Here is a 26,317-nt window from a genome sequence, read left to right on the forward strand (position 1 = left end):
AAGGAAATAGAGGAGTGGGATACAATGTTAAGTGCAAAAACAATTGAAATCGTAAAGTCAACAGTACCATTATTACAAGAAAAAGGTGTTGAAATTACAACGAGATTCTATCAAATTTTATTTTCGGAACATCCGGAATTGTTGAATATTTTCAACCATACGAATCAGAAAAAGGGAAGACAACAACAAGCGTTAGCGAATGCTGTTTATGCAGCTGCAACGTACATTGATAATTTAGAAGCAATTATTCCAGTTGTAAAACAAATTGGTCATAAGCATAGAAGTTTAGGGATTAAAGCTGAGCATTATCCGATTGTAGGTACATGTTTACTACGTGCCATTAAAGAGGTCGCAGGTGCACCTGATGAAGTTTTAAATGCATGGGGAGAAGCATATGGTGTAATTGCTGATGCATTCATTAGCATTGAAGCAGAGATGTATGAAGAAGCTGCACATAAAGAAGGTGGATGGAAAGACTTCCGCAACTTTGTGATTGTAAAAAAAGTGAAGGAAAGCGATGTTATTACGTCATTTTATTTGAAACCTGAAGATGGAGGGAAAGTTTCTTCATTCATCCCAGGTCAATATGTAACGATTCAAATCAATATTGAAGGTGAGACATATACACATAATCGTCAATACAGTTTATCCGATGCTCCTGGGAAAGAATATTATCGTATTAGTGTAAAAAAAGAAAAAGGTGTAGATACACCAGACGGTAAAGTGTCTAATTACTTACATGGACATGTAAAAGAAGGAGATGTTTTACCAGTAAGTGCACCAGCGGGAGATTTCGTGTTAAATATGGATTCAACATTACCAGTTGTACTAATTAGTGGTGGAGTAGGGATTACACCGATGATGAGTATGTTAAATACGTTAATTGAACAAGATTCAAAACGTAATGTATATTTTGTTCATGCAGCAATAAATAGTAATACACATGCAATGAAAGAACACGTTAAGGCAGTAGAAAATGAATATGAACAAGTGAAAGCATATACTTGTTATTCTGCACCGACTGAAAAAGATTTAGAAATGAAGAACTTTGATAAAGAAGGTTTCATTGAAAGTGAATGGTTAAAAACTATTATTCCGACAACTGAAGCAGAGTTCTATTTCTGTGGTCCAGTAGCATTTATGAAGTATATAAATGCTGCACTAACTGATTTAAGTGTGAAACAAGAGCATATTCATTATGAATTTTTCGGCCCAGCAACAAGCTTACAATAAGCAAAAAAACGAGGTATTTATTTTACCTCGTTTTTTATTTGTTCTCGTAATAAACGGTTTACTGTTTCACGGCGTATACCTATCAGTTGGCCAATTTCGGTTTGTGTTAATATTTCATATATAGGAATGTCACCTAAATATAGGGTGAACCATTCTTGTAAACGATGAAGACGTTCTTTCGGAGAGACGGTTGTCAATTGATCAATTCGTTGTTGCATCATTCTTAATTTAGATTGCAATTGCATAGCAATGTTAGCATACGATTCGGGATTTGCTTGAAGTCTCTCATACCATTCACTACTAGTGATCGGTTCCACTTCTGTTTTTATTAAAGCGATAGCTGTACCGTGATATTCTTTCGGTGAAATTAAAGAATGATGAGGTATCGTTTCACCTGGAACGATAATGTTGAATAAAAATGGTGTTCCGTTTTCTTCTAGCCGAACTACTTTTAATAAGCCTGTTTTTATAAAGTATAAAGGACCGTCCTCGCCTTGACGGAATAGTACATCTCCTTTGTGTAGAATCAATGTTAGCCCCCCATTAATATGTTTCTATTTCTTCTATTTTAGCGTATATGTATATAGACAATATGTTATTTCAACAGCAATTTCATTGACGAAATGTATGCTATTACAGTAGTATACTATTTAGTGTGTAATAGTACTAGCAATGAATACGCTGTAGGGGGTTTAGTATATTGTTAGATGCGATGAGAATGACGGATATGAGAATTCCGGCGAATGCTATCATTCATGTAGAAGAGATGAAAGGTGGAGTCGTTTTATCCGTTGAAGTAGACGGCCAAATTATTTATACGATGGCTTATGATGAAGAAACAGATAGTTATGCTGAATTATATGATCGAAAGGATAAGAGGGCGTGCCAAGTACATGAAGACTTCATGGGATGGTCACTTCTTCACTAAAAAAGATGTCAATATGACATCTTTTTTTATTAAATCGATAGAATATACAAAGAAATGAAATATAAGGATAAAATTTGTAATAATTGATTTTGCATTGTTAGCACTCTGTAACTGCAAGTGAACTATTTTTTCGCTATCATAAAGATAACAGTCGCAGTTATAGGAGTGGTCAACTTGAAGAAAGTACATATTTCAAATTATATGTTATTATGTGTTTGTTTAATTTTATTTGTTCTCCTCGGAGGATTTTTATATTCATGTGTATAAGAAAAACGCATTCTAAAAAGAATACGTTATAAAAGGGAAATAATGATTAATCTAGTTCCAAGAATAATTAACGTAATACGCAATAAATTAATTACGGCGTTACCACTTAGTTTTGTATTAATGTAAGCCCCGATTTTTCCGCCAATCCATGCACCCGGAATCAGGATTAATGCATAAATCCAGCTGACATTTCCAAGTGAGATGTGAGTTGCAGAACTTACAATTGCTGATAGAAATACGATGAACATTGAAGTTGCTACTGCAATATGTGCTGGGAATGCAAAAAGAAGCATCATTGCTGGAACAAGTAAGGCACCGCCACCAATTCCAAATAATCCAGATATAAACCCAACTATAAAAGCGATAAAGATAGCAAGAAACGGTGGGAATTGGTAGTGTACAGTATTTCCATCATTATCTGTAAAAGAACGCTTAATTACAGACGTATTTGAGAGGGAAAGAGGTTTTAATTTGTCTCGAAGCATAAGTAGAATTGAGACGAATATAAGGAAAATCCCAAAGTATAAAGAAAATGTGTCTTGGTTTAAAAATTTATTTGCCCATGATCCGATAATACCACCAGGGCCGCTTCCGATAAATAAAATAAGTCCACTTTTATAATCTACTCGCTTATGCTTCATGTAAGTAAGGGTGGAAGATAGTCCTGTGAAAACGACTGTTACCATAGAAGTCCCTACTGCAAGTTGTGGTGATAAACTGTGTAATCCAATTAATAACGGAACAATAATAATTCCGCCTCCAAGCCCAACTAGGCTGCCGACTGTTCCGGCGATTAGTCCGATGAAAAGTAACATGATGTATTCCAAAATTGCCAACTCCTCTAAATAACTTATCCATCAATTATTATACACGCTTTTTAATGAGAAATAGGCTTGTTCACAAAAAAGTCGTCTTCCTAGAAAAATAAGGAAGACGACTTTTGATTAGAAAACAAAATGTAATAGGTAGTAAAACAGAGCAGCTAAAGAAGCTGAAATAGGAAGTGTAATAACCCATGTAATTAACATACGTTTTGCAGTTCCCCATTTTACCCCTTTCACACGGTGAGAAGCACCAACCCCTAAAATAGAAGAAGAGATAACGTGCGTCGTACTAACCGGTAAGTGAATGAATGTTGCACCGAAAATAACAAGTGATGATGATAAATCGGCAGCTACACCATTTACAGGACGAATTTTCATAATTTGTCCACCGACAGTTTTAATAATTTTCCATCCACCGACAGAAGTACCAAGCCCCATTGCGATAGCACAAGATAATTGTACCCAGAACGGGATATCGCTAGAAGTATGATAGTTATTAGCCATAAGAGCCATCGTAATGATTCCCATTGCTTTTTGTGCATCATTCGTACCGTGTGTGTAGGCTTGTAATGCTGCAGTGAAAATCTGGAATATACGGAAGTTCTTATTCGTTTTTGTTAAGTTAAAGTTTTTAAATACTACTTTAAAAATACTGTATACGATATAACCAATAACGAAAGCGATAATCGGTGAAATGATTAAAGCTTCAATAATTTTAATAAATCCTTTAAGATTTAGCGAGCTAATCCCAGCGGCCGCAATTGCTGCACCTGCGATTGAGCCGATAATTGCATGCGAAGAACTACTTGGAATACCGTAGTACCAAGTAATTAAGTTCCAAGCTATCGCCGCAAGCAAAGCAGCTAAAATTACAAGAGAACCATTTTGTAAGGCGAATGGATCAACGATATCTTTTGTAATCGTTTTTGCTACACCTGTAAATGTCATTGCGCCTAAAAAGTTCATAATAGCCGCCATAATAATGGCATGTCTAGGCTTTAGAGCTTTCGTTGAAACAGCCGTTGCAATAGCGTTTGCTGTATCGTGAAATCCATTGATAAAGTCAAAAGCTAAAGCGCAAATGACTACTAAAACGGTCAGTATCAAGAGTGTATCCATGATCAAACTCCTTACGCGTTCTTCATAATAATTGTTTCTAATACGTTTGCAACGCTTTGACAGCTATCAGCTACTTCTTCAAGCTCTTCGTAAATCTCTTTAAATTGAATAATCTTAATCGGATCTTTTTCACGAGAGAATAAGTTCTTAATCGCATGACGGCGAATATCATCACACTGTGATTCATAATCCTTAATTTTAATCGCATTTGTACGAATGTCGACTAATTTTTTGTTAGACATTAATTCAACAGAGTTTGCAATCTCAATCGCACATTGATTAATTGCTTCTACGAATTTAATCATGTATTCATCAGCTTCTGTAATAGAATACATTTCGAACAGACCAGCACTGTGATCTAATCCGTCTAATACATCATCCATACTCATTGCAAGTTGTAGGATGTCCTCACGCTCAATCGGAGTGATAAACGCTTTGTTTAACTCCATAATGATTTCGTGAATAAATGAGTCACCTTTTGACTCATACTCTTTCATGCGCATAGAAAACTCTTTTAAATCGCTAGCATTTTTAATTTTATACTCCACGAAAAACTGCGCGCCTTCTTTTAAATTTTCGGAAACATTCATTAACATTTCAGAAAATTTATCTTTTTTTGATTTAAAGACCATTATTGTTACCCCCACAAAAGTAATATATGTAAAATATATTGGCTAATCAATTCTAACAAAAAACTGTCGTTTTTTAAAACATTTTATCGAAAAGTTTACAAAAACTTAACATAACTCTCGTTGTTCTATTAATAATATTAATATCCAATAGTGAATATCTTACTTGTAGAATGTCCTTTTCTTGCAAAAAGTATGAATGCAAAAGAAAAGCTTTACACTATAGGAATGACTACGTTATTATAATAAATTTAAAAGGCGGTATATTCTTCCTTTTAAAAAGAAGAGTGTAAATAAATGAAGACCTGCGGTAGTATGTCAACTGAGAAATAACAAAGTTTAAAGTTGCCAAAGGTCAATTTGTTTAAAAAAGGCATCACGAAACTAAACCAGTAACGAATGTAATTTACTGGAAAATAATGAAAGGTAGCGATGACAAAAATTTATGTCATTCTTTCACACACCTTCCAGGCGTAAAAAGTTGGTGGCTACGTAGTAGCGCATCCACCAATCGCACAAATTTTCTTGCGGTTAGAACGAGTGCACGTTTGTGTTGATGTTTTGGTACTTCATTATATTTTTTCACGTAATACTCTTGATAATCTGATACATGCTTTCTTACTGAATTGGCGGCTTCAACTAAGTAATAACGCAAGTAATGATTACCTGTACGGGATAATGAAGTATCTTCAGCTGTAAAACGACCAGATTGGTGCTTTCGCCAGTATAATCCAGCGTATTTGGCTATTTTTGTTTCATCGTCAAATCTTTCGATTTGGCCAATTTCAGCAATGATACCGGCAGCGAAAACAGGACCTACTCCAGGAATAGATTCAAGTGTTTGGGTCAAACCAGCCATGATTTTTTTAATAGACTTTTCTAATTCCTTGATTTGCTGTTGAAACGTACGAATGACTGCGATGGATGTACCTAAGATGACATCTATTGAATCTTCTACAACCTTATCCAAGCGATAAGAAGCTTTCACAGCTTTTTGAATGGATGCTGCTACGCATTTTGGATCACCAAAACGGTTTCGACTTTTTTCCTGTAGGAACTCAGCGAGTTCTTCTAAAGGCATATTAGCTAGTTCCTCTAAGCTGAATTTTTCAAGAAATAGTTCTGTCATGGCGCTACCAAATACGGAAGTATCCACCTCTTGTGAAAATGTATTACATTTAAAACTTAGGTGTTGAAGAAAGTGTTGTTTTTCTTTCGTTAACATTTTGACAAGTTGGTATCGTGATCGAGTTAATTGCTGCAGTGCCACGTACTGGCTTTCTTTTACGATAGACATTTGATTGCGGCCAAATCGTAAGTAATCAGCAATGACATAGGCATCAATCTCATCGGTTTTATTCATGTCAGAATAGCTTTTCTTAAAATTTGCGACTTGCTTTGGGTTTAGGAGAAATACTTTTGCTCCAAAACGCTGTAAATCTATATCATGGTGAAGAAACATAGAAGGATGAAAGCTGTAAACAGAGGTGGATTCTAGGCCAATCTTAAGGATGTCGACCTCTTTCCCTGCAACACACTGTAATAATTTTTCTTTGAGTGTAGTAGCTCCTGGTAGGTCATTACTGACCGAAAAAGAATCCAGTTTTTCTCCATCACCATTTAAAAAGCAAACTTTCATATCAAACGAACTTACATCTAAACCAACAAATAATCTCATGTAAGAGACCTCCCTTCTATATTAGAATCATTTCTTGGACGTCTCGAGATATCTCTAGTGTGTACGCCGACCAACAACCTCGTGTATGAGAGCTAGTCCTGAATCGAAAGCCGCCCTAGAGCTACTATCATCTAGGTTCGAGGGGCAGGCTGCTCAGCCTGCGAGTAGGGAGTCCCGCACGTTCACTGAGAAACACTCTTCAAATGTGGTAAATCCACAGGAGGTGAAAGAATTGTCCCAAATGATCCTACAATCATTATCTAGAAATATCTTGAGACGTCCAAGTATTTTTATTTATAGGGCTCTTATTAAGAAGAAAATCTAAGCCTGTAATAGGGCTTAAATATTAATATACGAGGAAGTGAACGAATGAAATTGAAGAACACTCATTTTAAAAAAATGCTTGAGTGGTTCAATAAGAGGAAGAAACTTCGTAATTCATTAATTGTATTGGGAAGTGTATTCGTTACTCTATTTATTGCTGTAAATATAATAATTTCCATTCAAGACATATCTGAATTAAAACAAGCTGTTCCACAACCGACTTTAATTTATGATGCAAATAATGAGGTCGCAACTAAATTAGCTTCTTCGAAAACAGAAGGCGTTAAAAGAAAAGATATTCCTGATATTATGGTTCAGGCAATTGTTGCAGTAGAAGATAAGGAATTTTTTAACCATCATGGTATTTATTATAGTGGAATTATAAGTGCGGTTTTTAAAAATATTACAGCAGGAGAAGTTGTAGCAGGGGGAAGTACAATAACACAACAACTTGCGAAAAATGTATTTCTGACACAAGACCGCACATACTCCCGAAAAATAAAGGAATATTTTTTAACGAAAAAAATAGAGCGCACGTATACGAAAGATGAAATCATTGAAATGTATATGAACCAAATTTATTTTGGTGAAGGTGCTTGGGGTATAAAAAGGGCAGCTAAATCTTATTTTGATAAAGATGTAAAAGATTTAACAATTTCAGAAGCTGCAACGATTGCGGGCTTGATTAAAGCACCATCTGCGTATTCACCTTATAAAAACTTTAACAAGTCAATTGAAAGACGTAATGTCGTATTAAGTTTAATGAAAGAGCAAGGGTATATTTCTGACGAACAGTATAATAAAGAAAAAGAGAGCGGACTTGTGTTAAAACGTGGCGTTGATGATAAATACAAGGGAAAATACTCTCAATATGTAGACTATATTGTTAGAGAGGCGATGGAAAAGTACGAATTAACACAAAATGAAATTTTAGCGGGTGGTTATCGTATTTATACAGAGCTTGACCCGAAAAAACAACAGGCTGTAGAAGACGTTGTGAATAATGATAGTTATTTCAAAGATAGTGGCTCAGACCAACTTATGCAAACGGGTGTAGTTCTTATGAACCCAAAAACAGGTGGTGTACCAGCTCTAGTTGGAGGCAGAGGGCCGTATCAGTTTTTACAGTTTAACCATGCAACCCAATTAAAAAGACAACCTGGCTCAACGTTAAAGCCTTTGGCTGTATATGTACCAGCGTTAGAACAAGGATATGAAGTATACGATATATTAAAAGATGAACCATTTAACATTAAAGAATATAAACCACAAAATAGCGATCATACTTTTCACGGTGATGTGACAATGTATGAAGCTGTGGCAAAGTCGTACAATGTTTCAGCTGTGTGGCTATTAGAACAAATTGGATTAGATAAAGGATTGAAATCTTTAGAGCGATTTGGTATCCCATTAGTGCCAGAAGATCGTACGTATCCGATTGCTTTAGGCGGTATGCATGTGGGGACATCTCCATTTGTAATGGCTCAAGCATACAGTACATTTGCAAATGATGGAGTCCAAGTGGAAGCTCATGCAATTAGGGAGGTACAAAATGCTGAAGGTGAAACGCTTGGAAAGTGGTATAAGAAAGAGACACGAGTGACGAGCGAGAAAATTTCTCAAAAGATGACATATTTATTAAAAGGTGTTGTCGAAAAGGGAACGGGTGAAAAGGCGAAAGTTAATAATGTTGATACGGCAGGTAAGACAGGAACTACTCAAATTGTAAATGGCCCGAGCACCGGTGCAAAGGATTCATGGTTTGTTGGATACACGCCAGATTTGGTAGGTGCGATTTGGGTAGGATATGATAAAACAGATAGCGATCATTATGTTCCGGGTGGTAGTCAAATTACGACGACAATGTTCCGGGATATTATGAAAAAAGCAAACGCAAATCCAGCTCAAAAAGCATTCCAGTTATCGCTCATATCTGAGGCTGATTATAAAAAACAATTGACTACAATAGAAGAGGAAAAACGAAGAAAAGAAGAAGAGAAGAGAAGGAAAGAAGAGGAACAACAACGAAAACAAGAGCAACAAGAGTGGCTTGATAAAGTGAAAGAATGGATTCCTTCATTTTGGTAAAAGAAAGAGGCGAATAAAAAAATTCGCCTCTTTTTTTGTATGAAAACAAAATAAAATTTTAATCGGTAGAGATTTTTGTCTATCTTAATTAGCTATTAATCCATATCCGTTGAGATACATGATATTACTCATTAAGTACAATATTCGTACTGCCAAAGGATTCGGAATCGTATGTGACGATTATTTTGCCTTTACTAATAGGTTCGTAAGGCAATTCTTCTTCGTAATTACCATTATTTTCATTGTGGATAGAAAGTGTAATTTCATCGATTTTTTTATTTGTATACTGATCTTTAATCGTTTCAGCAATTTGGAGTAACGCCTCGGAACTAGAAGCTTTCGTAATAAGCATTCCTTTTATAACTTTTTTTTCATTATTTGTTGCATTGGAATAAGGGATGTTGCTTTGTTTTGTATACAAAAGTTTGTATGGAACAGTTTTTCTCTCTGCTTTTGATATAGTGGAATATTTTAGAGTTAAAAAAAATCCTACACATAAAATAATGCATACCATAAGAGCAAACCAAATGCGTATTAGTGACATAACTCTCATTTTCATCCCTCTTTCATATCTTTGACTTCATTATTTATCATACAAAATGAGGATTAAGATAGAGTAAATTTGAGGTAAAGAAACGTAAAGAAGGAGCACTTATCCTCCCAAACAAGTGCTCCTTTTTATTAAAAGAGAGATTTAATAGTCAATCAAAATCACATCTATTACTTATAAATGTGCTTAGTCCTCCCAAAATATTTTCGGAAATTGTGGTTAGTAAATTCGGAAGACAGATAGTGTCGCAGTTGTATCGCCCGCAGGTCCTTGTTGAGGCCCTTGAGCACCAGTAGTCCCCGTAGTTCCTCCGCCTAGGCAACCAGATCCATATTGAACTAGAATAGCTTGACCAAGAGTTTGAAGAAGTCTAACAAATTCTGTAAGTTCTGACTTAGGGATGTTAATATGGCTACATGCTCTTACTTCGCAACAATCATTACCATAAAATACTTTTCCTTTATTTTTATTGTTCATCTTTTCATTCTTTTCTTTCATAGAATCATTAGTCATTACTATATATTAAAATGAAATTTATACTAAATTCGTGATGGACAAACTACCATTTCTAAAAAAATAAGAAATTGGCCCACCTAGAAAGAAATAAGTAAGTAAGATATAGAGAAAGGTTTATATAATGTAAAGAAGAAAAGTTCAACATAAAAACTGCATGTCAATTGTTGAAGGATGTAACAATTGACATGCAGTTCGTGGATTGGATTTTATTTGTATTGATTTAATCTTTCAAGGGCTGTTTTAGGTAAGATTGGAATTGAAATAGTAAAAGTAGTACCATCTTCATTACTAGTCATTTTTAATGTACCGTTATGATTTTGAATAATTTTTTTCGTTACTGACAAGCCCAAACCTGTGCCGGAATCTTTTGTTGAGAAGAATGGATCAAAGATATAGTCTTGAATCGCTGGTGGAATACCAGTCCCATTATCAGTGAAAGTAATACGAACAAAATTATCTAGGCGGTAACTAGTGATTTGGATAGAAAGTTTTTTTTCTCCTTGAGCATCGACAGCGTTCTGGAATAAGTTTAAAAAAACTTGCACAAGTTCATGACGATCAATATGAACTAATATATCATCTAATTCGGTAGAAAAATTATAATCAATTGAAATGTTATGTAAAAAGACTTCGCTAGCTAGTAACTGTTGAATATACTCACGTAAAAATGTATTAATGGGAAAGGGTTCTCTTTTAAATTCACGTGTTTTTGAAAGAGATAAAAATTTTGTAATGATACTATTTGCTCGATCTAATTCAGGAATAAGTAAATTTTTAAATAGTTCTTTATTAGATGGAGAAACACTTTCTTGTAAAAATTGTAAATATCCTCGTACTGTTGTAAGAGGATTTCGTACTTCGTGTGCAATTCCAGCTGCGATTCGCCCTGCTAACGAAAACTTCTCTGCATCACGTTCTGTATTTAAATAATGAAAGACACTAATAACTCTAAAAATCTCCCCGTTATAATCACGAATAATTCGGTTATTTATAATGCCATAGTTTTTGTCTAAAACTTCTTCATTATATATTTCTGTTCCCGTTTTTAATGTTTCAATCGCTTTAATTTTTTCTTCCGGCAAGTTTAGTAATTGTTGAATCGGTTTTCCGATAATATCATTTCGTATTACACCGAAATCATCTGCAGCAACTTGATTACATAAAGTAATATTCCCTTTATTATCGACAAAAGTTACATGATGTGAAAAGGCATCAAAAATATGTACAAAGTGTTTTTCGAGTTGTTCAAATAAAAATAATGAATCACAAGTAAGTTGAAAATGAGCCTCTTTATTCTCTTTTGGTATTTCTTGAATGGAATGGGTTGTTCTAGTTTTCTTTATTCGTAAACCAATATGTGGATTTTTGTATGTGAAATGATGTGGTAATTGATTCACAAGTTCTTCATAAAAACGTACTTTATTTTCTAGTTCTTCAATTCGTTTTTCATGAGATACAGTAGCATCGTTTGGAAGCATAAATAAATAACCCCTCATTTTAAAAATTCTTCCATATAGTATATCATATTTTTATAAGGATACTCTTAAAGAAAAGGCTACATGATGCAAAGTGTTTGGAAAGTGAATAGAAGATGAAGTTAAAAAGGGAGGGGTATATGTGCTGTTTATTGGAGTGACAGGATGGGGAGATCATGATTCTTTATACATAAATCCCTATGAAAATAGAAATAAATTACGAACATACAGCGAGTATTTTCCTATAGTAGAAGTGGATAGCTCATTTTATGCGATGCAACCTGCACGAAACTATACAAAATGGGCAATGGAAACACCGAAAGATTTTTCTTTTATCGTAAAAGCATATCAAGGAATGACAGGACATATGAAAGGTGAAATTCCTTTTTCTACGTTCGATGAGATGTTTGATGTATATAAACAATCTATTCTTCCTTTAATTGAAGCTGGTAAATTAAAAACGATTTTATTTCAATATCCACCATGGTTTGATTGTAAAAAGAAAAATGTAGATTTTCTTCGATATACGAAAGAAAAAATGGAAGGTTTACCATGTGCAATAGAATTTCGAAATCAAACATGGTTTTATCCAGAAATGAGAGATAGGACGTTACAGTTTCTAGAACAAGAGAAATGGATTCATACAATTTGTGATGAACCACAGGCTGGGATAGGTTCTGTGCCACTCGTGTTAGAGGTTACGAATTCAGACATGGCATTAATACGTTTTCACGGTCGAAATGTTCATGGTTGGCTTGATAAAGGGGAAAACTGGAGAGCGGTTCGCTGTTTATATCGCTACAACAATAAAGAACTGGAAGAATGGGTTGAACGATTAGAGCAATTAAAAAAGAAAACAAAGGATATATACGTACTGTTTAACAACAATTCAGGTGGGGATGCAGCAGATAATGCGAAACAGCTTATGAAAATGATGAACATTACATATGGTGAGCCGAAGCCGGAGCAATTAAATTTTTTTGAATGATAATAAACAAGAAAGGCACTGTACAAACAGGGGGAATGTACAGTGCCTTTCTATATGAAAAAGAGGGGTAACAATGTTACTGAGCGTTTGGTTGATTCATCAATTGTTGGCTTCATAATAAATGATAATGGTTATCATTATCATTGTCAATGGTTTTTCTAAAAATATATAAAAAACTTTGTATATTTTAAATAGAGATAAAAAAAGAACAGCAATTAATGCTGTTCTTTTCCAGTGATGAATTGTTGTAAATCAAAAGGAGTTATCGCCTGGATAAATTCTTTTGAGATAAGTGTTTGAACAAGAGTACTCTCAGAAATAGAAGCACCTGTTTTCTTTTCGTAAGCTTGTTTTAATAAATCAAGTTTTTCAGCCGTTTCTTTCGGTAATTCAATTGTTAAAGTGTTCATAATTTCTCCCCCTTACTATTAGAGTACCACTACAATATAGGAGAGACAAGAAAAGAGAATGTGAAACATAAAAAAGGTTACCATTTATAAATGGTAACCTTTTTTATGTATAAGAGTTATTAAGCAATACCGATATACTTTAAAGTTTTTGATGGAGTACTATGATCAAAGAAGTGTTGTAAAAATGCGATATCAACACCTGATTTGTATGCACAATATCCCCAAGTTTTTCGAAGTGTATGTGAGCTAATCCCTTCTAATCCAACTTCTTTTGCGGCTTTGTTTAAAATGTACCATGCATGTTGTCTCGTAATAGATTTTGTTCCTTTTTGAGATTTTAACAATGGTTCATTACGTTTCCAAGTTTTACGTTCTTTCATGTAGTCTTCGATTGCGTGCTGTAAGTCTTCATTTACAGCAAACCATTTATGTTTCTTCACTTTTTCATTGTAAAATAAAATGGAATGGCGAACATTTTCATTTTCATCGATTACATCACTAACTTTTAATTGTAAGATTTCACTTACTTTTAAGCCAGAATTTACAGCTAATACGAATAATAAGCCATCACGTTTCGAAGATTGTAAAAGTATATTTTTGATAGTTTCTAATTGTTTTTCATTTTGAATAGGTTGTCCTGCTTGTTTCATTTCACGCACTCTCCTCTTTTATATGTGTAAAGGAAAGGATTAACTTGTTTCTTACTATAAAGGGAGAGTGTGAATTTCATGTGAACTCCTAGTGAAATTAAGACAAATTATTTGACTTCTTTTACTTTTTGTAAATTGAAATAGAATACAACACTGTTAGTCGTATTATACACACCGTATTCGGCATGATGGAGGTCTAAAATGTTTTTTACAATAGATAATCCGAGACCGGTACCTCCAGTGTGACGGCTACGTGATGCATCTAGACGATAGAAGCGATCCCAAATTTTTTCAAGACTTTCTTCAGGGATAGGGTTTCCTGTATTCTCGATTTCGACTTTTACGGTATCTTCTGCTTCTATAATGGAGACTTGTATTTTTTCTCCCTCTGGCGTATAACGGATTGCATTACTTAGTAAGTTCACAACTACTTGCTCAATGCGACTGCGATTTGCTTTAACAAGTATAGAAGGGTCTGCATCGATGTTCACTTGTAAATGTTTTTCTTCCATGCTAAATAATAATTTTGTGTAGACTTGTTGTGTTAATTCACCGATTGAGAACGTCGTCATATCTAGTTTGTAAGTACCAGATTCCAACTTTGCTAATTCTAACATTTCAACAATCAGCCTGTTCATATTTTCTGTTTCTTCTAAAATAACATCAGTATAATACGAAGTATCCTTACTAACACCATCTTTAATTCCTTCTGCAAAACTTCTAATTACACTTAGCGGTGTTTTTAATTCGTGTGATACGCCAGAAATGAATTCTTTTCTTGTTTTTTCTAATTGACGTTCACGTTCAATATCTTGTTGTAACTTTGTATTAGCAACATTTAATCGATCGATTCGATCTTTTAAATTTACAGATAATGTATTGATACTGCCAGAAAGCCCGCCAATTTCATCGTCAGCTGTAACAGGTAATTTCTCGCTGAAATCAAAATTAGCCATTTTTTTTGTAACACGATTTATTTTAATTAATGGCTTAACAATGATTTTTGAGTAGTAGAAGGATAACAAAATAATTACGAGAAACACGATGATTAAGGCATAGACATAATAATCTTTTAAAACGAGCATCGCTTCATTAACAGGCTGCAAAGATGCTATCGCAAAAGCGTATTCTGTAATCCTTCCATTTTCTATAATCGGTTTTACAAAGATACTATTTTTTATATTTTCTCCGCCATCTAATATGAAAGTACTTAATTGGTTCGAGTTAGAAGTTCCCTCTCTAATCATATCTGCAAAATATTGAACGGCTTGTAATGTTTCAATATCATTTGCAAGACGAACCTCCGCTTTGGATGGGAGCTGTAACTTAGTTATAACACCTGTAAAGACGATTCGAGTTGTAGATTTGTATCGGCTTGCAAGTCTGTTCTTAGAAGGGTTACCATTAATTGACTGAAAATCCGAATAGAAATGTTCGTTCTGCCATTGATTATAATTCGTTCCTAATTTTTGTGGTGTGATTATATTATTCTCTTGTACGACTCCATCAACATTGATTATTACATCTTTTTTTAAACCTAAATTTTCGAATTTATTATATTCTTCTGGTGTTAAAAGATTGTTGAGTGGAATGGAATACTGTTTATTATTGTTGGGATTAAATACATCGATATAGTAATTGTTATCACTTTTAATAATACCGTTAGAATCCAAAAACTGCATATCGGCATTTGTTTTATCATGAAATTCTTGTTTTAGTTTTCTAACCTGCTCATAACTTTTATCACTTTTATCATAATTATCTACGAATTTTTCAAAAGCAGTTTGGACTGTTTTTACTTTCTTATTAATATAAAATTTCTCTAAAAATAGAGATTGTCCTAGGAAAAAAAGTAGGAATATGATTGTAAATAAAGTGGATGTTAATAAAAATAGTTTAAAGACAATACTTCTGTTTTTCACTGCGTCACCTCTTATGAGAAATACTGTAAATGATTTCTTTATCCCGTTAAATCCGATTGGTTCAACTAATAATCAGTGGGGGATGGAAAAAACCTCCACTGATTAAAGTTTCACTTCATTATAACAAACGTTACAAGAAAGTAGAGGGGAGAAATCTGTCTCTTTATAAAGTAGTTATTTATAAAAAGTCACATAAAAAGAACTCGCCAGACGTATGACAAGTTCTTTAGTGTATTATTGTTGAATTGCTGCATCTAAAGCGATTTCAATCATTTCGTTAAATGTAGTTTGACGCTCTTCAGATGTTGTTTCTTCGCCAGTGAAGATGTGATCGCTAACTGTTAATACAGATAATGCATTTACACCGTATTTCGCTGCTAATGTGTAAAGAGCAGTTGTTTCCATTTCTACTGCTAATACACCGTAATCTCCAAGTTTTTTAACTATGTCCATGCTTTCACGATAAAACACATCTGCTGTTAAAACGTTACCGACACGAACGTGTAATCCTTTTTCAGTTCCAGCATCATAAGCTTTCTTTAAAAGGTCAAAGTTTGCAGCTGGTGCAAAATCAAATCCTGGGAATGTTAAACGGTTCATATTAGAATCAGTACAAGCCGTCATTGCGATAATAACATCACGAACTTTTACATCTTTTTGAATTGCACCGCAAGTTCCAACGCGAATTAAATTTTTAACTCCGTAGCTTTGGATTAATTCGTTTACATAAATAGAAATAGAAGGAACACCCATACCTGTACCTTGAACAGATACACGTTTTCCTTTATAAGTTCCAGTGAAACCTAACATACCACGCACATTATTATAGCAAGTAACGTCCTCTAGAAATGTTTCAGCGATATATTTTGCACGTAATGGATCACCAGGTAATAGAATAGATTCAGCGATTTCGCCTTGTTTTGCTTCGATATGTACACTCATAAAAAAGTCCTCCTTATAATGTATTGATAGAAATCAATATCATTTGCATTATACACTACGAATCCTTTCAATTAAAATCTTTTTATTATTTGTAATATGTGCAAAATAGGAGGATTTCATAAATCATAATCTAGAATATATATCTTAAGAAGTTTTGTATGAATAGAGACAATAAAAATGGTAGGTGATGTTTTGAAAAATCTTGTCATTGGGCTTATTGCGTTAGTACTTATTGTGGCAGGAGGATTTTACATAAAAAAATATCAAGAAAACGAAGAGACTGTAGGAGATGTTCAGGAAGTAAAGTGGGATGTTTCAAATGGAAAGGGAAATGAGAAAGTAGATATTGTATTTCAGTTGTTAAACAACAAGAATAATGAAATTCGTGGTGTAAATGATCAAATGCGGGCAGTGATTGTAGATGGACAGTTAAAAAACATACAACAAATTAAACCCACATTTGCAGGGAACGGGTCATATAAGTTATCTTACAAAATAGCAAAAGACGAAGAATATACAATATTTTTATACGAAGACAAAAATAAGTCCGTAGAGTCATTCGCTAGGAAGAATTTTGGTAGAACGAAAGAGGAGAACAATAAGAAAAAAGTGAAATTTCCAATCGACAGTGTACTTACAAAAAAAATAGGAGAGTATGAAGTTTCTCTTTTATTTGGCGCATTACATCCGAATGAACCAGTTACGTTAACATTTCAGTTTCAAGCGAAAAAGGGTGAAAAATTGAAATTGCATTCAGAGAGAGGAGAAGTAGAGTCACTCTATATAGTGGATGAAACGAAGGAGAATTTTTTATACGCTATGCCTGTAGATACGGATGAGCAATTACAATACCGAATTACATTTCCTGCCGAGGGCACGTATAAAATGTGGGGGGATTTCTATATAAATGGTAAGAAGTATGAAAAAGAATTTATTGTACAAGTTCAAAAAAGAAAAAACAGCTAAGAATTTAGCTGTTTTTTCTTTTTCCTATTAATTTTGTTACAGAGAGCATTGTAATTGGTAAAGAATGATTCTTCCTAAATGCTAAATATTTACCGCTCCATGCTGGTTTATATTTTTCTTTAAAATGTCGTAATCCGCTGAAACTATACGTATAACGAACGTTATTAAAGATTGCAGCAGCCACTCGTTCAGACCAGAAAGACTGTGTGGATAAACCAACATTTGAAAGTGGTGCCATACCGATATTAAAGGAGTGGTATTCATTTTCTTTTGCCCACTGGAATAAGTGGATGAAAATTGCGTCCATAATGCCGCTAGGCGCATCTGGATAATATCGCATTAAATCGACAGATAATGATCCGTTTTGATATACAGGCATGAATGTTGTGAATGCAATAATTTTTCCATCCGCATCAGATAATGTTGCGATAGGAGCGCGACTAATATATTCACGATCGAAGTATCCGAGTGAAAAACCTTTCTCTTTTTTTCCACCAAGCCATGCATCTGAAACTTTTCTTAACTCTTCATATAATTCGTCGGAGAAAGGTGGCTCATGAATAGAGAATGTATAGCCTTCTCTTTCAAAACGGTTGAAAGTAGCTCGCATGCCAGCGCGTTTCTTTCCTGTTATTGTAAAGGTATTTAAATCAACAACAGCTTCTTCACCAAGCTTAAAGAAGTTATAACCAAAATCGTGGTATAAACTCATCCATTTACTTTCAATTTGATAGAATACACAAATGTATCCAAATCGATCAGCCTCAGCTAAAAACTCTTGCAATACAGTACGATAGGAGGAAGGGTCCCCAATTGGATCACCCAGTACAATAAGTCGTTTTCCAGTTATTGAGAAGAGAATGAGTGCTTTTCCATCACTACTGAAAAAGAACTGTTTATCTCCTAAAAAACCTAAATGACTAAGTACATTTCCACCATGTTCATCTAAGAAGTTTTGTAATCGTTTATCATTAGCTGGTTGCCCGGGAAATTCATTTCGATAACGATTTGCAATGAGTGAACCAATTAGTAAAAAAGTAGGAACAAAAAAGGCAGCTGCTAATGCACTTCGTTTTACTTGTGTAATATTACGAACGACAAAATCAGGTTTGAAAGCTTCTTTTGCACCTGCAAATAAAATACCTAAGTTTTTATATAAATATAACGTTACAAGTAGGAATATAAAAACTTTTACGATATCGGAAAGTGAGACTTCCATTTTCTCACGTACAAACCTTTTACGAAGCATATACAATACAGCGAGTACGATTAATAAAATAAAAGTTTCTTCAACATCAATTCCTTTTAGTGTGTTAAAAATAGCCGCTCCAATTAAAGAAACAATCGTCATATAATAAGAACGTTTTGTTCCGTAATATATCCCCCGCGAAAGAATGAGGAGGAGAATACCGAATGTTAGCGATAAGCTAAAAGAAAATTGAATAAGATGTTTTGGAGCTAGAATATGTAAGGCGTGTGCCCGATTTATACTTGTCGGTAGAATGGTTGATAAAATAACCATTAAGCCAGCAAATACTGTTAAAGCAGCAGATGCCCAAGAACCTAACTTTCCTAGAAAGTCACGCTGCAAAGTCCATATAACACCAGTTGTCTCTAATGCAGGCGCAATAAAAGGTTTATCTTCAAACTTTTTAATGGCTACTCCTGTCATTTCAAAAGCTGCAAAAATGAGACCAAGGCAGAAGGGCAAGATGTAATAGACGAGACGATATAATAACATAGCAGGGAGTAAAACACCTGTATCGATGCCGTATTGCCCAAGCCCAGTTAAGAAGACAAGATCAAATGATCCAAGGCCACCAGGAACAAGACTAACGACACCAGCTAAAGCAGCAATAACATATACGCCTAAAAACTTTTGGAATTCGATTTCAATGCCAAATAATAGTAATATGACGTACATAACAATACCAGCAGATACCCATTCGACTAATGAAACTAATGAGTATAAAACAGTTGGGTTTTTCTCCTCTTCTTCTTGTTCCTCTGTTTGCGTCGCTTTTCTATTTTTTAATTTAGAAAATCCGATATATATAGGGACGAAAAGAGCGAAGAAGATAAGAACAGGCCATAGCCATGGTTTTTCATGCAAAATAAATCTCGTGTCTAATATTCCGATAAGACCAAGAAATGAAAGAATGGCTAATCCATTAATAAAGGCAGTTGTCATCCAAGCGATACTTTTAATAAGTTTTCCATTTTCTTTTATATATGGACGATAAAGCATTGTGCGTACGCCGGCTCCAACAAGACCACCAAACCCGATAAATCCATTTAAAGTATTAGCAATCCACGAGATACGGAAAATCTTTTGGACAGGAATATCAGCTTTTAAGTAACGAAGCATAACATAGTCATAAAAGAACATTGTTGATACAGCGAATGCACCAAGTGTAATTGCTAAAAAGACTCCTCCAGTTGGAATGTTTTTAATTGTATCAATCGCTTCTAAAAAAGAAATGCCCGCTAATTCTTTTTTTGCTTGAAAGAATACAATTGTTAATACAACAAATGGGAAGATAATTTTCCCGATTTGTAAGAAACGTTTCCATGAAAACGACATAAATACAACTCTCCTTGTATAAGAAAACTGAGACAATAATATTATTATGACAAACTTCAAGAAAAATAAAAAGGTAATTTCCTGTATAGGGGAGCTATTTTTTATATAGGTATATTTAAAAGAATATTTTGTTTATCGGAAAATTAAGTTAGAATAAGGTGAAAGAAGGGTGAGGGGGGAGTATATGATTATAAAAGGTTACGTAGGATATGAGTTAGAAAAAGAGAAACCTAATACATCAGAAGATTTTTTTAACAGATCTGAAGTGACATATATATTAAATGGTAAAGAGAAAACTTTTTCGGTTTTATACGTTCGATATTTTGAAGAAGTTTTACAAGAAATTACTCCTTTTGAAGGGAATCCAGTGTATAAAGTAGAAGAACAAAACATATATTTGCGCGATATTGTAGCGATATGTTGTTTAATGAAAGATAAGGATCTTCGTGCGCAAAAACGTTTGTATTTAAATAATATGGAAGAATTTCAACAATATTTTGATGAGGGAACGGTGTCGAAAGTACAAGAAATATTGGCTGAATTACATAAAAATAAAAGAGTAGAAATAGCGTGAAATGGCAAAGGAGAGAGAAAAAATGTCTAATTTGATGGTTGAAAATCAAACAGAACAAGTTTCTATATTTTTAGAAGATGCTATTAATTTGATAACCAATTATGTAAATTATCATACGTTACCTTCTTTATTAGAGGAAACACCAGCAGGGAATGAGCGATATTATAAAGGGTTATTAGCATCAATGAGACGACTTCTCGTTTTTTGCGAAGAAGGACAGGATGCATGTTTTGTTTTGTTGAATAGCCAGCCATTTCGAAAAACAGCAGCTGAAAAAATTTTATATAAGATTTACCATCAAGTAATTGCAGAGTTTTTTTCACCGAAGAGTGATCATTGGTATGAAAATAGTCGGTCTGCATATACAGGGAAAAATTCTATCGTTTTTCAACAAACACCACCTGCATCTTTAGAGCAAGTGATGAAGAGTTTAGAAGGTAAATTTCAATTGATGCGTGAAGAACTAGAATATTATGAGACGGATTATCAGACAAAGATGTTACACAAATATTGATTGAGGAAAAGAAGCTAAGGTGACTTAGCTTCTTTTCCTTTTGTACAGTTATATAAGGGATTTTCATTGAATATAGTTAAGTGGATAGCATTAGGGAGGTGCAACATGAATCAGCAAGGTGTATTTACAGATTACTTTCATGAAGTAGAAAATTGGTGTGAAAGTGTTCTTCACGTGTTAGATAGTCGCGCAATGGAAGTGTATGATGTCCATATGCTTGCTTATAAAATTCAGACGTTATTAGAGCGTATGAAAGAGCATGAGTATGAAACAGATGCAGAGTTTATGTATGAAATAAGCGATGATGTAGAACATATTCAGCATCACTTGCAGGAAGTATTTATGCAAGAAGAAGAGGAATATGAATTATATGAAAGAGGGGATAGTGAACGAGCTGTCCCAATTGGAGGACATACACTCCCGCCATTACCTTATCCATATAATGCGTTAGAACCGTATATTTCTAAAGAAATTATGATGTTACATCATGATAAACATCATCGGAGTTACGTGGAAGGATTAAATAAAGCAGAGAAGATGATGGAAGAAGCGAGAAAAACAAATAAATTTGATTTAATTAAGCATTGGGAAAGGGAAGCGGCTTTTCATGGGTCAGGTCATTACTTACACACGATATTTTGGAATAACATGAAAAAAGACGGTGGTGGAAGTCCAAGAGGAACTTTTTCACAACAAATTGAACAAGATTTTGGGAGCTTTTTACGTTTCCAAAAACATTTTACAGAAGCAGCCTCTAAAGTAGAAGGTTCAGGCTGGGCAATTCTCGTTTGGGTACCCCGGTCTGGAAGGTTAGAAATTTTGCAAAGTACACTTCATCAATTATTTACACAATGGGATACGATACCGCTCCTTGTACTAGATGTCTGGGAACATGCGTATTATTTACAATACCAAAATCGAAAAGATGAATATATTAAAAACTGGTGGAATGTTGTAAATTGGCCTGATGTAGAAAAAAGGTTTGAAACTGCGAAACAAATTGAATGGACACCATATTAGACGCAAATTCTCTGCGTCTTTTTTAATGGAAGTAGAAGGAAGATTTCGTTCATATTTTAAAAGGCCAAGCATACACTTGTACAAAAAGTGCCAAAAGGACGTGGGGGGAAATATGAGACGAATTTGTGTAATCATTACGCTTCTTATGATGTATGCAAGCGTTATGCCGATTCCTACATATGCAAAGATGAACAGCAATGTTAGTGCTCGAAATGCTGTATTAATGGAGCAACAGTCTGGTCGTGTATTATACGGAAAGGCAGAACATGAGCCTCAAAAAATTGCTAGTATAACAAAAATTATGACCGCCTTATTAGCTGCTGAATCAGGGAAGATGAAAGAAATGGTATCAGTTAGTAATGAAGCGGTGAGGGTGGAAGGATCGGCAATCTATTTAAAGCCTGGACAAAAAGTGAAGTTAGAAGATTTAGTATACGGACTCATGCTTAGATCTGGTAATGACGCAGCGCAAGTAATTGCTGAAAGTGTGGGTGGGAGTATAGATGGATTCGTATATTTAATGAATCAAAAAGCGAAAGAAATTGGAATGAAAGATACGCACTTCTCAAACCCTCATGGCTTAGATGGAGATGGATCACATTATTCGTCGGCTTACGATATGGCATTATTAACGAAATATGCAATGGGAAACGAGACATTTAAGAAAATCTTTGGAACCAAAACATATAAATCAGATTCTTGGGATTACCCGTGGAAAAATAAACATAAGCTGGTAACGTCTTATTATGAATTTGCAACAGGGGGAAAAACAGGCTTTACGAAGAAAGCTGGGCGAACGCTTGTTACAACGGCATCAAAAGGTGGACTAGATTTAATTGTCGTAACTTTGAGTGCCTCTAGTGATTGGGATGATCATATGAATTTGTTTGATAAAGGTTTTGACCGTTTCAAACAAACGAAAGTTTTAGGACAAGGAGCAATTGCTGAAATAAATGAAAAGAAGTATGCCAACCATGTTTATACGAAAAATAGTTTTTCGGTACCGTTAACTGAAGAAGAAAAAAAGAACGTAGTATTAAAAGTTGAACTCGATAAAAGTACAAAACTTACGGATGGAGTAAAGGTTGGGAAGACAGACATTTATGTTGGTAATGAAAAAGTTGGAGAACGGAATTTATTTTATAGTAAACGAAAGTTAGTAGCTACAACGGGACTTTACTGGAATAATGTGAAAGAAATTTTTTCTTACATGATAGGTGTTGGGAACGATGGTTAATCTCGTATGGGTAGCGATGGCTGTCATTGGGATTGTATACGCCATGATAAATGGAACGATGGAAGAAGTGAATAAAGCTGTATTTGACGGAGCAAAAGATGCGGTAACGATTTGTATAGGACTTATTAGTGTTTTAGTATTTTGGCTCGGTTTAATGAAAATTGCAGAGGAAGCCGGATTGTTAAAAAAATTAGTTACACTTTTTATGCCGATAGTAAAAAGGTTGTTTCCAGAAATACCAAAGGATCATCCGTCTATGGGATTTATTCTATCAAATATGATGGCAAACTTTTTTGGTCTAGGTAATGCAGCGACCCCTCTTGGTATTAAAGCGATGGAACAACTGAAAGAGTTAAATGGAGGAAAGGATTCGGCGAGCCGTTCTATGGTGACGTTTCTAGCATTAAATACATCAGCTATTACATTAATTCCTACGACAGTCATTTCCATTCGAATGACGTATGAATCAGCGAATCCTACTGAAATTGTTGGGGTAACATTTATTGCACAAGTACTTTCTATGATTGGGGCAATTTGGATTGACCGCTATTTTTACCGAAGAAGGAGTAGAAAGGGGCGGAAAAAATGAGCATTGTAAATACAATTTCCTTATGGGTAATCCCTTGTGTAATTGGTTTTATCCTTTTATATGGCACAATAAAGAAAGTGCCGACGTATGAATCGTTCGTTGAGGGAGGAAAAGAAGGGATTCAAATTGCAATTTCCATCTTACCGTTTATGGTTGGAATGCTTGTGTCTATTTCTATATTCCGGTCTTCAGGTGCGTTAGATGCAATGATATCGGTAATGAAGCCAATGTTAGATTTGATCCATGTTCCAGCAGAAATTGTACCCTTAGCACTTATACGCCCTATTTCAGGCTCTGCTGGTTTAAGTATTACGACCGATTTAATTGCAACATATGGGCCAGATTCGTTTATTGGGAGATTGGCTTCTACGATGCAAGGGAGCACAGATACGACTTTCTATATTTTAACTGTATATTTTGGAGCGGTTGGGATTAGAAAAATGGGGGATGCACTAAAAGTAGGACTTTTTGCAGATTTAATCGGGATTATATGCTCAATTGTGTTCGTTTCTTTATTGTTTCAGTAATACTATTCATTTTTTACGCTATTTCGCTTATAATACGTATACGACCACTATTAAGGTGTAGCTTAATAGTGGTTTTTTTATGTGGTATTTTTGACAAAATGATGAACTTTTATTGTGAGAAATATGAAAAATATGGACAATAATAAAGGGTAAAAACATGATTTGACCTTTATATGTTTATTATCATCGCTATGTTGTTTAAGTAAGATGAAGCGAATAGCCGTAAAGCGTATGCGGTTGCCAAGTCTTTCTAATGTAAGGTAAGATAAATTCGAGGTGAAAAAAAGAAATGGAACGATTACAAAAAGTGATTGCGCAAGCAGGTATTGCATCGAGAAGAAAGGCTGAGGAATTAATTCAGCAAGGAAAAGTGAAAGTTAATGGAAAAATAGTGAAAGAGTTAGGGACAAAAGTAACTCCTCAAGATAAAGTAGAAGTAAATAATATCCCTCTTGAAAAAGAAGAACCTGTTTATTTTTTACTATATAAACCAACTGGCGTAATTTCAAGTGTATCAGACGATAAAGGAAGAAGTGTTGTAACGGACTTTTTCCCGGAAATTACACAACGTTTATTCCCAATCGGACGCTTAGATTATGATACGTCTGGCGTATTATTAATGACAAACGATGGGGACTTCGCAAACGTATTAATGCATCCTAGATATAAAGTTGAAAAAACATATGTTGCAAAAATAAAAGGGCCATTAACAGGTGAGAAAATTCGCATGTTAGAACGCGGTGTTACGTTAGAAGACGGTAAAACAGCACCAGCACGTGTGAAAATTATTTCTTGGGACAAGCGTAAAGAGATGGCTATTGTACAATTAACAATTCATGAAGGACGTAATCGTCAAGTACGTCGTATGTTTGAAGCGTTAGACTGTAAAGTAGTGAAATTAAAACGTGAACGTTATGCTTTCTTAGAAGTAGGAAGCCTGCGACCTGGTGATGCGAGAGAATTGACACCACATGAGGTGAAACAATTACGCGCGCTTGCTTCTACAAAGCCAAGATAAGCTATAGAGTTAAAAATTCACCAGTGGAGTGCTCTGCTGGTGATTTATTCAATACAACATTTACAGAAGATAATACATAACATTTACCGAGGAGAGGAGAGGAGAGGTAATATGAAGAAAAATCGCTTATTATTTCGCGTTATTATTCTACTCATTTTATGTGGTGCTGTAGGATTTACCCTTTATCAAGGATTCTTTGCTAATAAAGAGAAAATGCAAATCGGAAAAGAAGCACCTAACTTTATTGTGACGGATTTAGAAGGAAAGAAAATTGAACTAAAAGATTTAAAGGGAAAAGGTGTATTTTTAAACTTTTGGGGCACGTGGTGTAAACCTTGTGAAAAAGAAATGCCTTATATGAATGAATTATATCCAAAGTATAAAGAAAAAGGCGTTGAAATCATAGCGTTAGATGCAGATGAAACGGATATTGCAGTAAAGAACTTTGTGAACCAATATGGTTTGAAATTCCCAGTTGCCATTGATAAAGGACAAAAGATTATAGGAACATATGGAGTAGGTCCTTTACCGACAAGCTTTTTGATTGATAAAGATGGAAAAGTAGTGGAGCAAATTATAGGGGAACAAACGAAAGAACAGTTAGAAGGGTATTTAAAGAAAATTACTCCGTAATAAAGAAAGCCTTTACATAAGGGGTGCGTGTTTATAGTGCCTCTGGTTTAAAAATTCTGAGTATTGCGGTAACTCGAGGTTAGAATATACAATAGTACATATAGATACAGGG

26 protein-coding genes are annotated in these 26,317 nt (G+C 34.5%); 13 read left to right on the forward strand and 13 right to left on the reverse strand.

Annotated elements, in window-relative coordinates:
* Nucleotides 1-24: 24 nt before the first annotated feature.
* The gene (hmpA, locus tag MHH55_RS01530; RefSeq protein WP_000947337.1) at nucleotides 25-1,233 is read left to right on the forward strand and encodes an NO-inducible flavohemoprotein; all 1,209 of its coding nucleotides are present in this window, start codon (nucleotides 25-27) and stop codon (nucleotides 1,231-1,233) included.
* A gap of 17 nt (nucleotides 1,234-1,250) precedes the next feature.
* On the opposite strand, the gene MHH55_RS01535 is transcribed toward hmpA, so the two are convergent.
* Complete coding sequence (locus MHH55_RS01535) at nucleotides 1,251-1,763, reverse strand: Crp/Fnr family transcriptional regulator (protein ID WP_000600589.1); 513 nt, start codon at nucleotides 1,761-1,763, stop codon at nucleotides 1,251-1,253.
* A gap of 170 nt (nucleotides 1,764-1,933) precedes the next feature.
* Here MHH55_RS01535 and MHH55_RS01540 point away from each other — a divergent pair, with 170 nt between their 5' ends.
* Nucleotides 1,934-2,161 (forward strand): hypothetical protein, encoded by a 228-nt coding sequence (locus MHH55_RS01540; protein ID WP_000883008.1) that lies wholly within the window; start codon nucleotides 1,934-1,936, stop codon nucleotides 2,159-2,161.
* 293 nt (nucleotides 2,162-2,454) lie between these two features.
* On the opposite strand, the gene MHH55_RS01545 is transcribed toward MHH55_RS01540, so the two are convergent.
* The 4 genes from MHH55_RS01545 to MHH55_RS01560 all read right to left on the reverse strand — a co-directional run bounded on the left by MHH55_RS01545 (nucleotide 2,455) and on the right by MHH55_RS01560 (nucleotide 6,678).
* The gene (locus MHH55_RS01545; RefSeq protein WP_000455762.1) at nucleotides 2,455-3,255 is read right to left on the reverse strand and encodes a sulfite exporter TauE/SafE family protein; all 801 of its coding nucleotides are present in this window, start codon (nucleotides 3,253-3,255) and stop codon (nucleotides 2,455-2,457) included.
* 117 nt (nucleotides 3,256-3,372) lie between these two features.
* Nucleotides 3,373-4,371, reverse strand: coding sequence for an inorganic phosphate transporter (locus MHH55_RS01550; protein ID WP_000380272.1), 999 nt, complete (start codon nucleotides 4,369-4,371; stop codon nucleotides 3,373-3,375).
* Between the two features lie 11 nt (nucleotides 4,372-4,382).
* Nucleotides 4,383-5,003, reverse strand: a complete 621-nt coding sequence (locus tag MHH55_RS01555; protein WP_000231449.1) for a DUF47 domain-containing protein — start codon at nucleotides 5,001-5,003, stop codon at nucleotides 4,383-4,385.
* A 445-nt stretch (nucleotides 5,004-5,448) separates the two neighbouring features.
* A complete protein-coding gene (locus MHH55_RS01560; protein ID WP_340880302.1) occupies nucleotides 5,449-6,678 on the reverse strand; it encodes an IS110 family transposase in 1,230 nt (409 codons plus the stop codon).
* A 369-nt stretch (nucleotides 6,679-7,047) separates the two neighbouring features.
* Between MHH55_RS01560 and MHH55_RS01565 the strand changes: the two genes are divergently transcribed.
* Entirely contained in the window at nucleotides 7,048-9,090 is a 2,043-nt protein-coding gene (locus MHH55_RS01565; protein ID WP_000769242.1) for a transglycosylase domain-containing protein, read from the forward strand.
* A gap of 124 nt (nucleotides 9,091-9,214) precedes the next feature.
* On the opposite strand, the gene MHH55_RS01570 is transcribed toward MHH55_RS01565, so the two are convergent.
* The 3 genes from MHH55_RS01570 to MHH55_RS01580 form a co-directional block, all read right to left on the reverse strand.
* On the reverse strand, nucleotides 9,215-9,643 hold the full coding sequence (locus tag MHH55_RS01570) for a hypothetical protein (protein ID WP_001265569.1): 429 nt from the start codon (nucleotides 9,641-9,643) through the stop codon (nucleotides 9,215-9,217).
* A gap of 216 nt (nucleotides 9,644-9,859) precedes the next feature.
* The gene (locus MHH55_RS01575) at nucleotides 9,860-10,138 is read right to left on the reverse strand and encodes a hypothetical protein (protein WP_002182597.1); all 279 of its coding nucleotides are present in this window, start codon (nucleotides 10,136-10,138) and stop codon (nucleotides 9,860-9,862) included.
* A gap of 224 nt (nucleotides 10,139-10,362) precedes the next feature.
* Nucleotides 10,363-11,634, reverse strand: coding sequence for an ATP-binding protein (locus MHH55_RS01580; protein ID WP_000937244.1), 1,272 nt, complete (start codon nucleotides 11,632-11,634; stop codon nucleotides 10,363-10,365).
* Between the two features lie 139 nt (nucleotides 11,635-11,773).
* On the opposite strand from MHH55_RS01580, the gene MHH55_RS01585 reads away from it, so the two are divergent.
* On the forward strand, nucleotides 11,774-12,619 hold the full coding sequence (locus MHH55_RS01585; RefSeq protein ID WP_000897361.1) for a DUF72 domain-containing protein: 846 nt from the start codon (nucleotides 11,774-11,776) through the stop codon (nucleotides 12,617-12,619).
* A 215-nt stretch (nucleotides 12,620-12,834) separates the two neighbouring features.
* On the opposite strand, the gene MHH55_RS01590 is transcribed toward MHH55_RS01585, so the two are convergent.
* From MHH55_RS01590 to deoD, 4 genes are all read right to left on the reverse strand, one after another.
* Nucleotides 12,835-13,029, reverse strand: coding sequence for a DUF3924 domain-containing protein (locus MHH55_RS01590; RefSeq protein WP_001094858.1), 195 nt, complete (start codon nucleotides 13,027-13,029; stop codon nucleotides 12,835-12,837).
* Nucleotides 13,030-13,148: 119 nt separating this feature from the next.
* Complete coding sequence (locus MHH55_RS01595; protein WP_000806236.1) at nucleotides 13,149-13,679, reverse strand: tyrosine-type recombinase/integrase; 531 nt, start codon at nucleotides 13,677-13,679, stop codon at nucleotides 13,149-13,151.
* Nucleotides 13,680-13,786: 107 nt separating this feature from the next.
* Complete coding sequence (locus MHH55_RS01600) at nucleotides 13,787-15,601, reverse strand: sensor histidine kinase (RefSeq protein ID WP_000797516.1); 1,815 nt, start codon at nucleotides 15,599-15,601, stop codon at nucleotides 13,787-13,789.
* Nucleotides 15,602-15,835: 234 nt separating this feature from the next.
* Entirely contained in the window at nucleotides 15,836-16,543 is a 708-nt protein-coding gene (deoD, locus tag MHH55_RS01605) for a purine-nucleoside phosphorylase (protein WP_000110703.1), read from the reverse strand.
* A gap of 177 nt (nucleotides 16,544-16,720) precedes the next feature.
* Between deoD and MHH55_RS01610 the strand changes: the two genes are divergently transcribed.
* Entirely contained in the window at nucleotides 16,721-17,509 is a 789-nt protein-coding gene (locus MHH55_RS01610; RefSeq protein ID WP_000232612.1) for a hypothetical protein, read from the forward strand.
* Nucleotides 17,510-17,513: 4 nt separating this feature from the next.
* On the opposite strand, the gene mprF is transcribed toward MHH55_RS01610, so the two are convergent.
* Complete coding sequence (mprF, locus tag MHH55_RS01615; protein WP_000010848.1) at nucleotides 17,514-20,093, reverse strand: bifunctional lysylphosphatidylglycerol flippase/synthetase MprF; 2,580 nt, start codon at nucleotides 20,091-20,093, stop codon at nucleotides 17,514-17,516.
* A gap of 184 nt (nucleotides 20,094-20,277) precedes the next feature.
* On the opposite strand from mprF, the gene MHH55_RS01620 reads away from it, so the two are divergent.
* The 8 genes from MHH55_RS01620 (at nucleotide 20,278) to resA (ending at nucleotide 26,205) form a co-directional block, all read left to right on the forward strand.
* The gene (locus MHH55_RS01620) at nucleotides 20,278-20,667 is read left to right on the forward strand and encodes a hypothetical protein (RefSeq protein ID WP_000584366.1); all 390 of its coding nucleotides are present in this window, start codon (nucleotides 20,278-20,280) and stop codon (nucleotides 20,665-20,667) included.
* 22 nt (nucleotides 20,668-20,689) lie between these two features.
* A complete protein-coding gene (locus tag MHH55_RS01625) occupies nucleotides 20,690-21,181 on the forward strand; it encodes a YpuI family protein (protein WP_000067557.1) in 492 nt (163 codons plus the stop codon).
* A gap of 105 nt (nucleotides 21,182-21,286) precedes the next feature.
* Nucleotides 21,287-22,201: a superoxide dismutase gene (locus MHH55_RS01630; protein ID WP_001075741.1), complete on the forward strand. Its 915-nt coding sequence runs from the start codon at nucleotides 21,287-21,289 to the stop codon at nucleotides 22,199-22,201.
* Nucleotides 22,202-22,313: 112 nt separating this feature from the next.
* Entirely contained in the window at nucleotides 22,314-23,438 is a 1,125-nt protein-coding gene (dacB, locus tag MHH55_RS01635; RefSeq protein ID WP_001252638.1) for a D-alanyl-D-alanine carboxypeptidase DacB, read from the forward strand.
* Nucleotides 23,431-24,027 carry a spore maturation protein SpmA gene (spmA, locus tag MHH55_RS01640; protein ID WP_000247811.1) on the forward strand — a complete coding sequence of 199 codons (597 nt, stop codon included), beginning with the start codon at nucleotides 23,431-23,433 and terminating at the stop codon, nucleotides 24,025-24,027. The genes dacB and spmA overlap by 8 nt, the downstream gene beginning before the upstream one ends.
* A complete protein-coding gene (spmB, locus tag MHH55_RS01645; protein ID WP_000029514.1) occupies nucleotides 24,024-24,554 on the forward strand; it encodes a spore maturation protein SpmB in 531 nt (176 codons plus the stop codon). The genes spmA and spmB overlap by 4 nt, the downstream gene beginning before the upstream one ends.
* 289 nt (nucleotides 24,555-24,843) lie before the next feature.
* A complete protein-coding gene (gene rluB, locus MHH55_RS01650; RefSeq protein ID WP_000440556.1) occupies nucleotides 24,844-25,572 on the forward strand; it encodes a 23S rRNA pseudouridine(2605) synthase RluB in 729 nt (242 codons plus the stop codon).
* A 111-nt stretch (nucleotides 25,573-25,683) separates the two neighbouring features.
* On the forward strand, nucleotides 25,684-26,205 hold the full coding sequence (resA, locus tag MHH55_RS01655) for a thiol-disulfide oxidoreductase ResA (RefSeq protein WP_000742192.1): 522 nt from the start codon (nucleotides 25,684-25,686) through the stop codon (nucleotides 26,203-26,205).
* Nucleotides 26,206-26,317: the final 112 nt, after the last annotated feature.

Origin of the sequence: Bacillus sp. FSL K6-2944, from assembly GCF_038005385.1 — a bacterium.
GTDB classification, from domain to species: Bacteria; Bacillota; Bacilli; order Bacillales; family Bacillaceae_G; genus Bacillus_A; species Bacillus_A cereus.

Bases quoted from the DNA above. Each gene is read 5' to 3' on its own strand.
- hmpA (WP_000947337.1), top strand. From the start codon at position 25: ATGTTAAGTGCAAAAACAATTGAAATCGTAAAGTCAACAGTACCATTA.
- MHH55_RS01550 (WP_000380272.1), bottom strand. From the start codon at position 4,371: ATGGATACACTCTTGATACTGACCGTTTTAGTAGTCATTTGCGCTTTA.
- MHH55_RS01555 (WP_000231449.1), bottom strand. From the start codon at position 5,003: ATGGTCTTTAAATCAAAAAAAGATAAATTTTCTGAAATGTTAATGAAT.
- MHH55_RS01560 (WP_340880302.1), bottom strand. From the start codon at position 6,678: ATGAGATTATTTGTTGGTTTAGATGTAAGTTCGTTTGATATGAAAGTT.
- MHH55_RS01565 (WP_000769242.1), top strand. From the start codon at position 7,048: ATGAAATTGAAGAACACTCATTTTAAAAAAATGCTTGAGTGGTTCAAT.
- MHH55_RS01570 (WP_001265569.1), bottom strand. From the start codon at position 9,643: ATGAGAGTTATGTCACTAATACGCATTTGGTTTGCTCTTATGGTATGC.
- MHH55_RS01575 (WP_002182597.1), bottom strand. From the start codon at position 10,138: ATGAAAGAAAAGAATGAAAAGATGAACAATAAAAATAAAGGAAAAGTA.
- MHH55_RS01580 (WP_000937244.1), bottom strand. From the start codon at position 11,634: ATGCTTCCAAACGATGCTACTGTATCTCATGAAAAACGAATTGAAGAA.
- MHH55_RS01590 (WP_001094858.1), bottom strand. From the start codon at position 13,029: ATGAACACTTTAACAATTGAATTACCGAAAGAAACGGCTGAAAAACTT.
- MHH55_RS01595 (WP_000806236.1), bottom strand. From the start codon at position 13,679: ATGAAACAAGCAGGACAACCTATTCAAAATGAAAAACAATTAGAAACT.
- deoD (WP_000110703.1), bottom strand. From the start codon at position 16,543: ATGAGTGTACATATCGAAGCAAAACAAGGCGAAATCGCTGAATCTATT.
- MHH55_RS01610 (WP_000232612.1), top strand. From the start codon at position 16,721: ATGGTAGGTGATGTTTTGAAAAATCTTGTCATTGGGCTTATTGCGTTA.
- mprF (WP_000010848.1), bottom strand. From the start codon at position 20,093: ATGTCGTTTTCATGGAAACGTTTCTTACAAATCGGGAAAATTATCTTC.
- MHH55_RS01620 (WP_000584366.1), top strand. From the start codon at position 20,278: ATGATTATAAAAGGTTACGTAGGATATGAGTTAGAAAAAGAGAAACCT.
- MHH55_RS01625 (WP_000067557.1), top strand. From the start codon at position 20,690: ATGTCTAATTTGATGGTTGAAAATCAAACAGAACAAGTTTCTATATTT.
- MHH55_RS01630 (WP_001075741.1), top strand. From the start codon at position 21,287: ATGAATCAGCAAGGTGTATTTACAGATTACTTTCATGAAGTAGAAAAT.
- dacB (WP_001252638.1), top strand. From the start codon at position 22,314: ATGAGACGAATTTGTGTAATCATTACGCTTCTTATGATGTATGCAAGC.
- spmA (WP_000247811.1), top strand. From the start codon at position 23,431: ATGGTTAATCTCGTATGGGTAGCGATGGCTGTCATTGGGATTGTATAC.
- spmB (WP_000029514.1), top strand. From the start codon at position 24,024: ATGAGCATTGTAAATACAATTTCCTTATGGGTAATCCCTTGTGTAATT.
- rluB (WP_000440556.1), top strand. From the start codon at position 24,844: ATGGAACGATTACAAAAAGTGATTGCGCAAGCAGGTATTGCATCGAGA.
- resA (WP_000742192.1), top strand. From the start codon at position 25,684: ATGAAGAAAAATCGCTTATTATTTCGCGTTATTATTCTACTCATTTTA.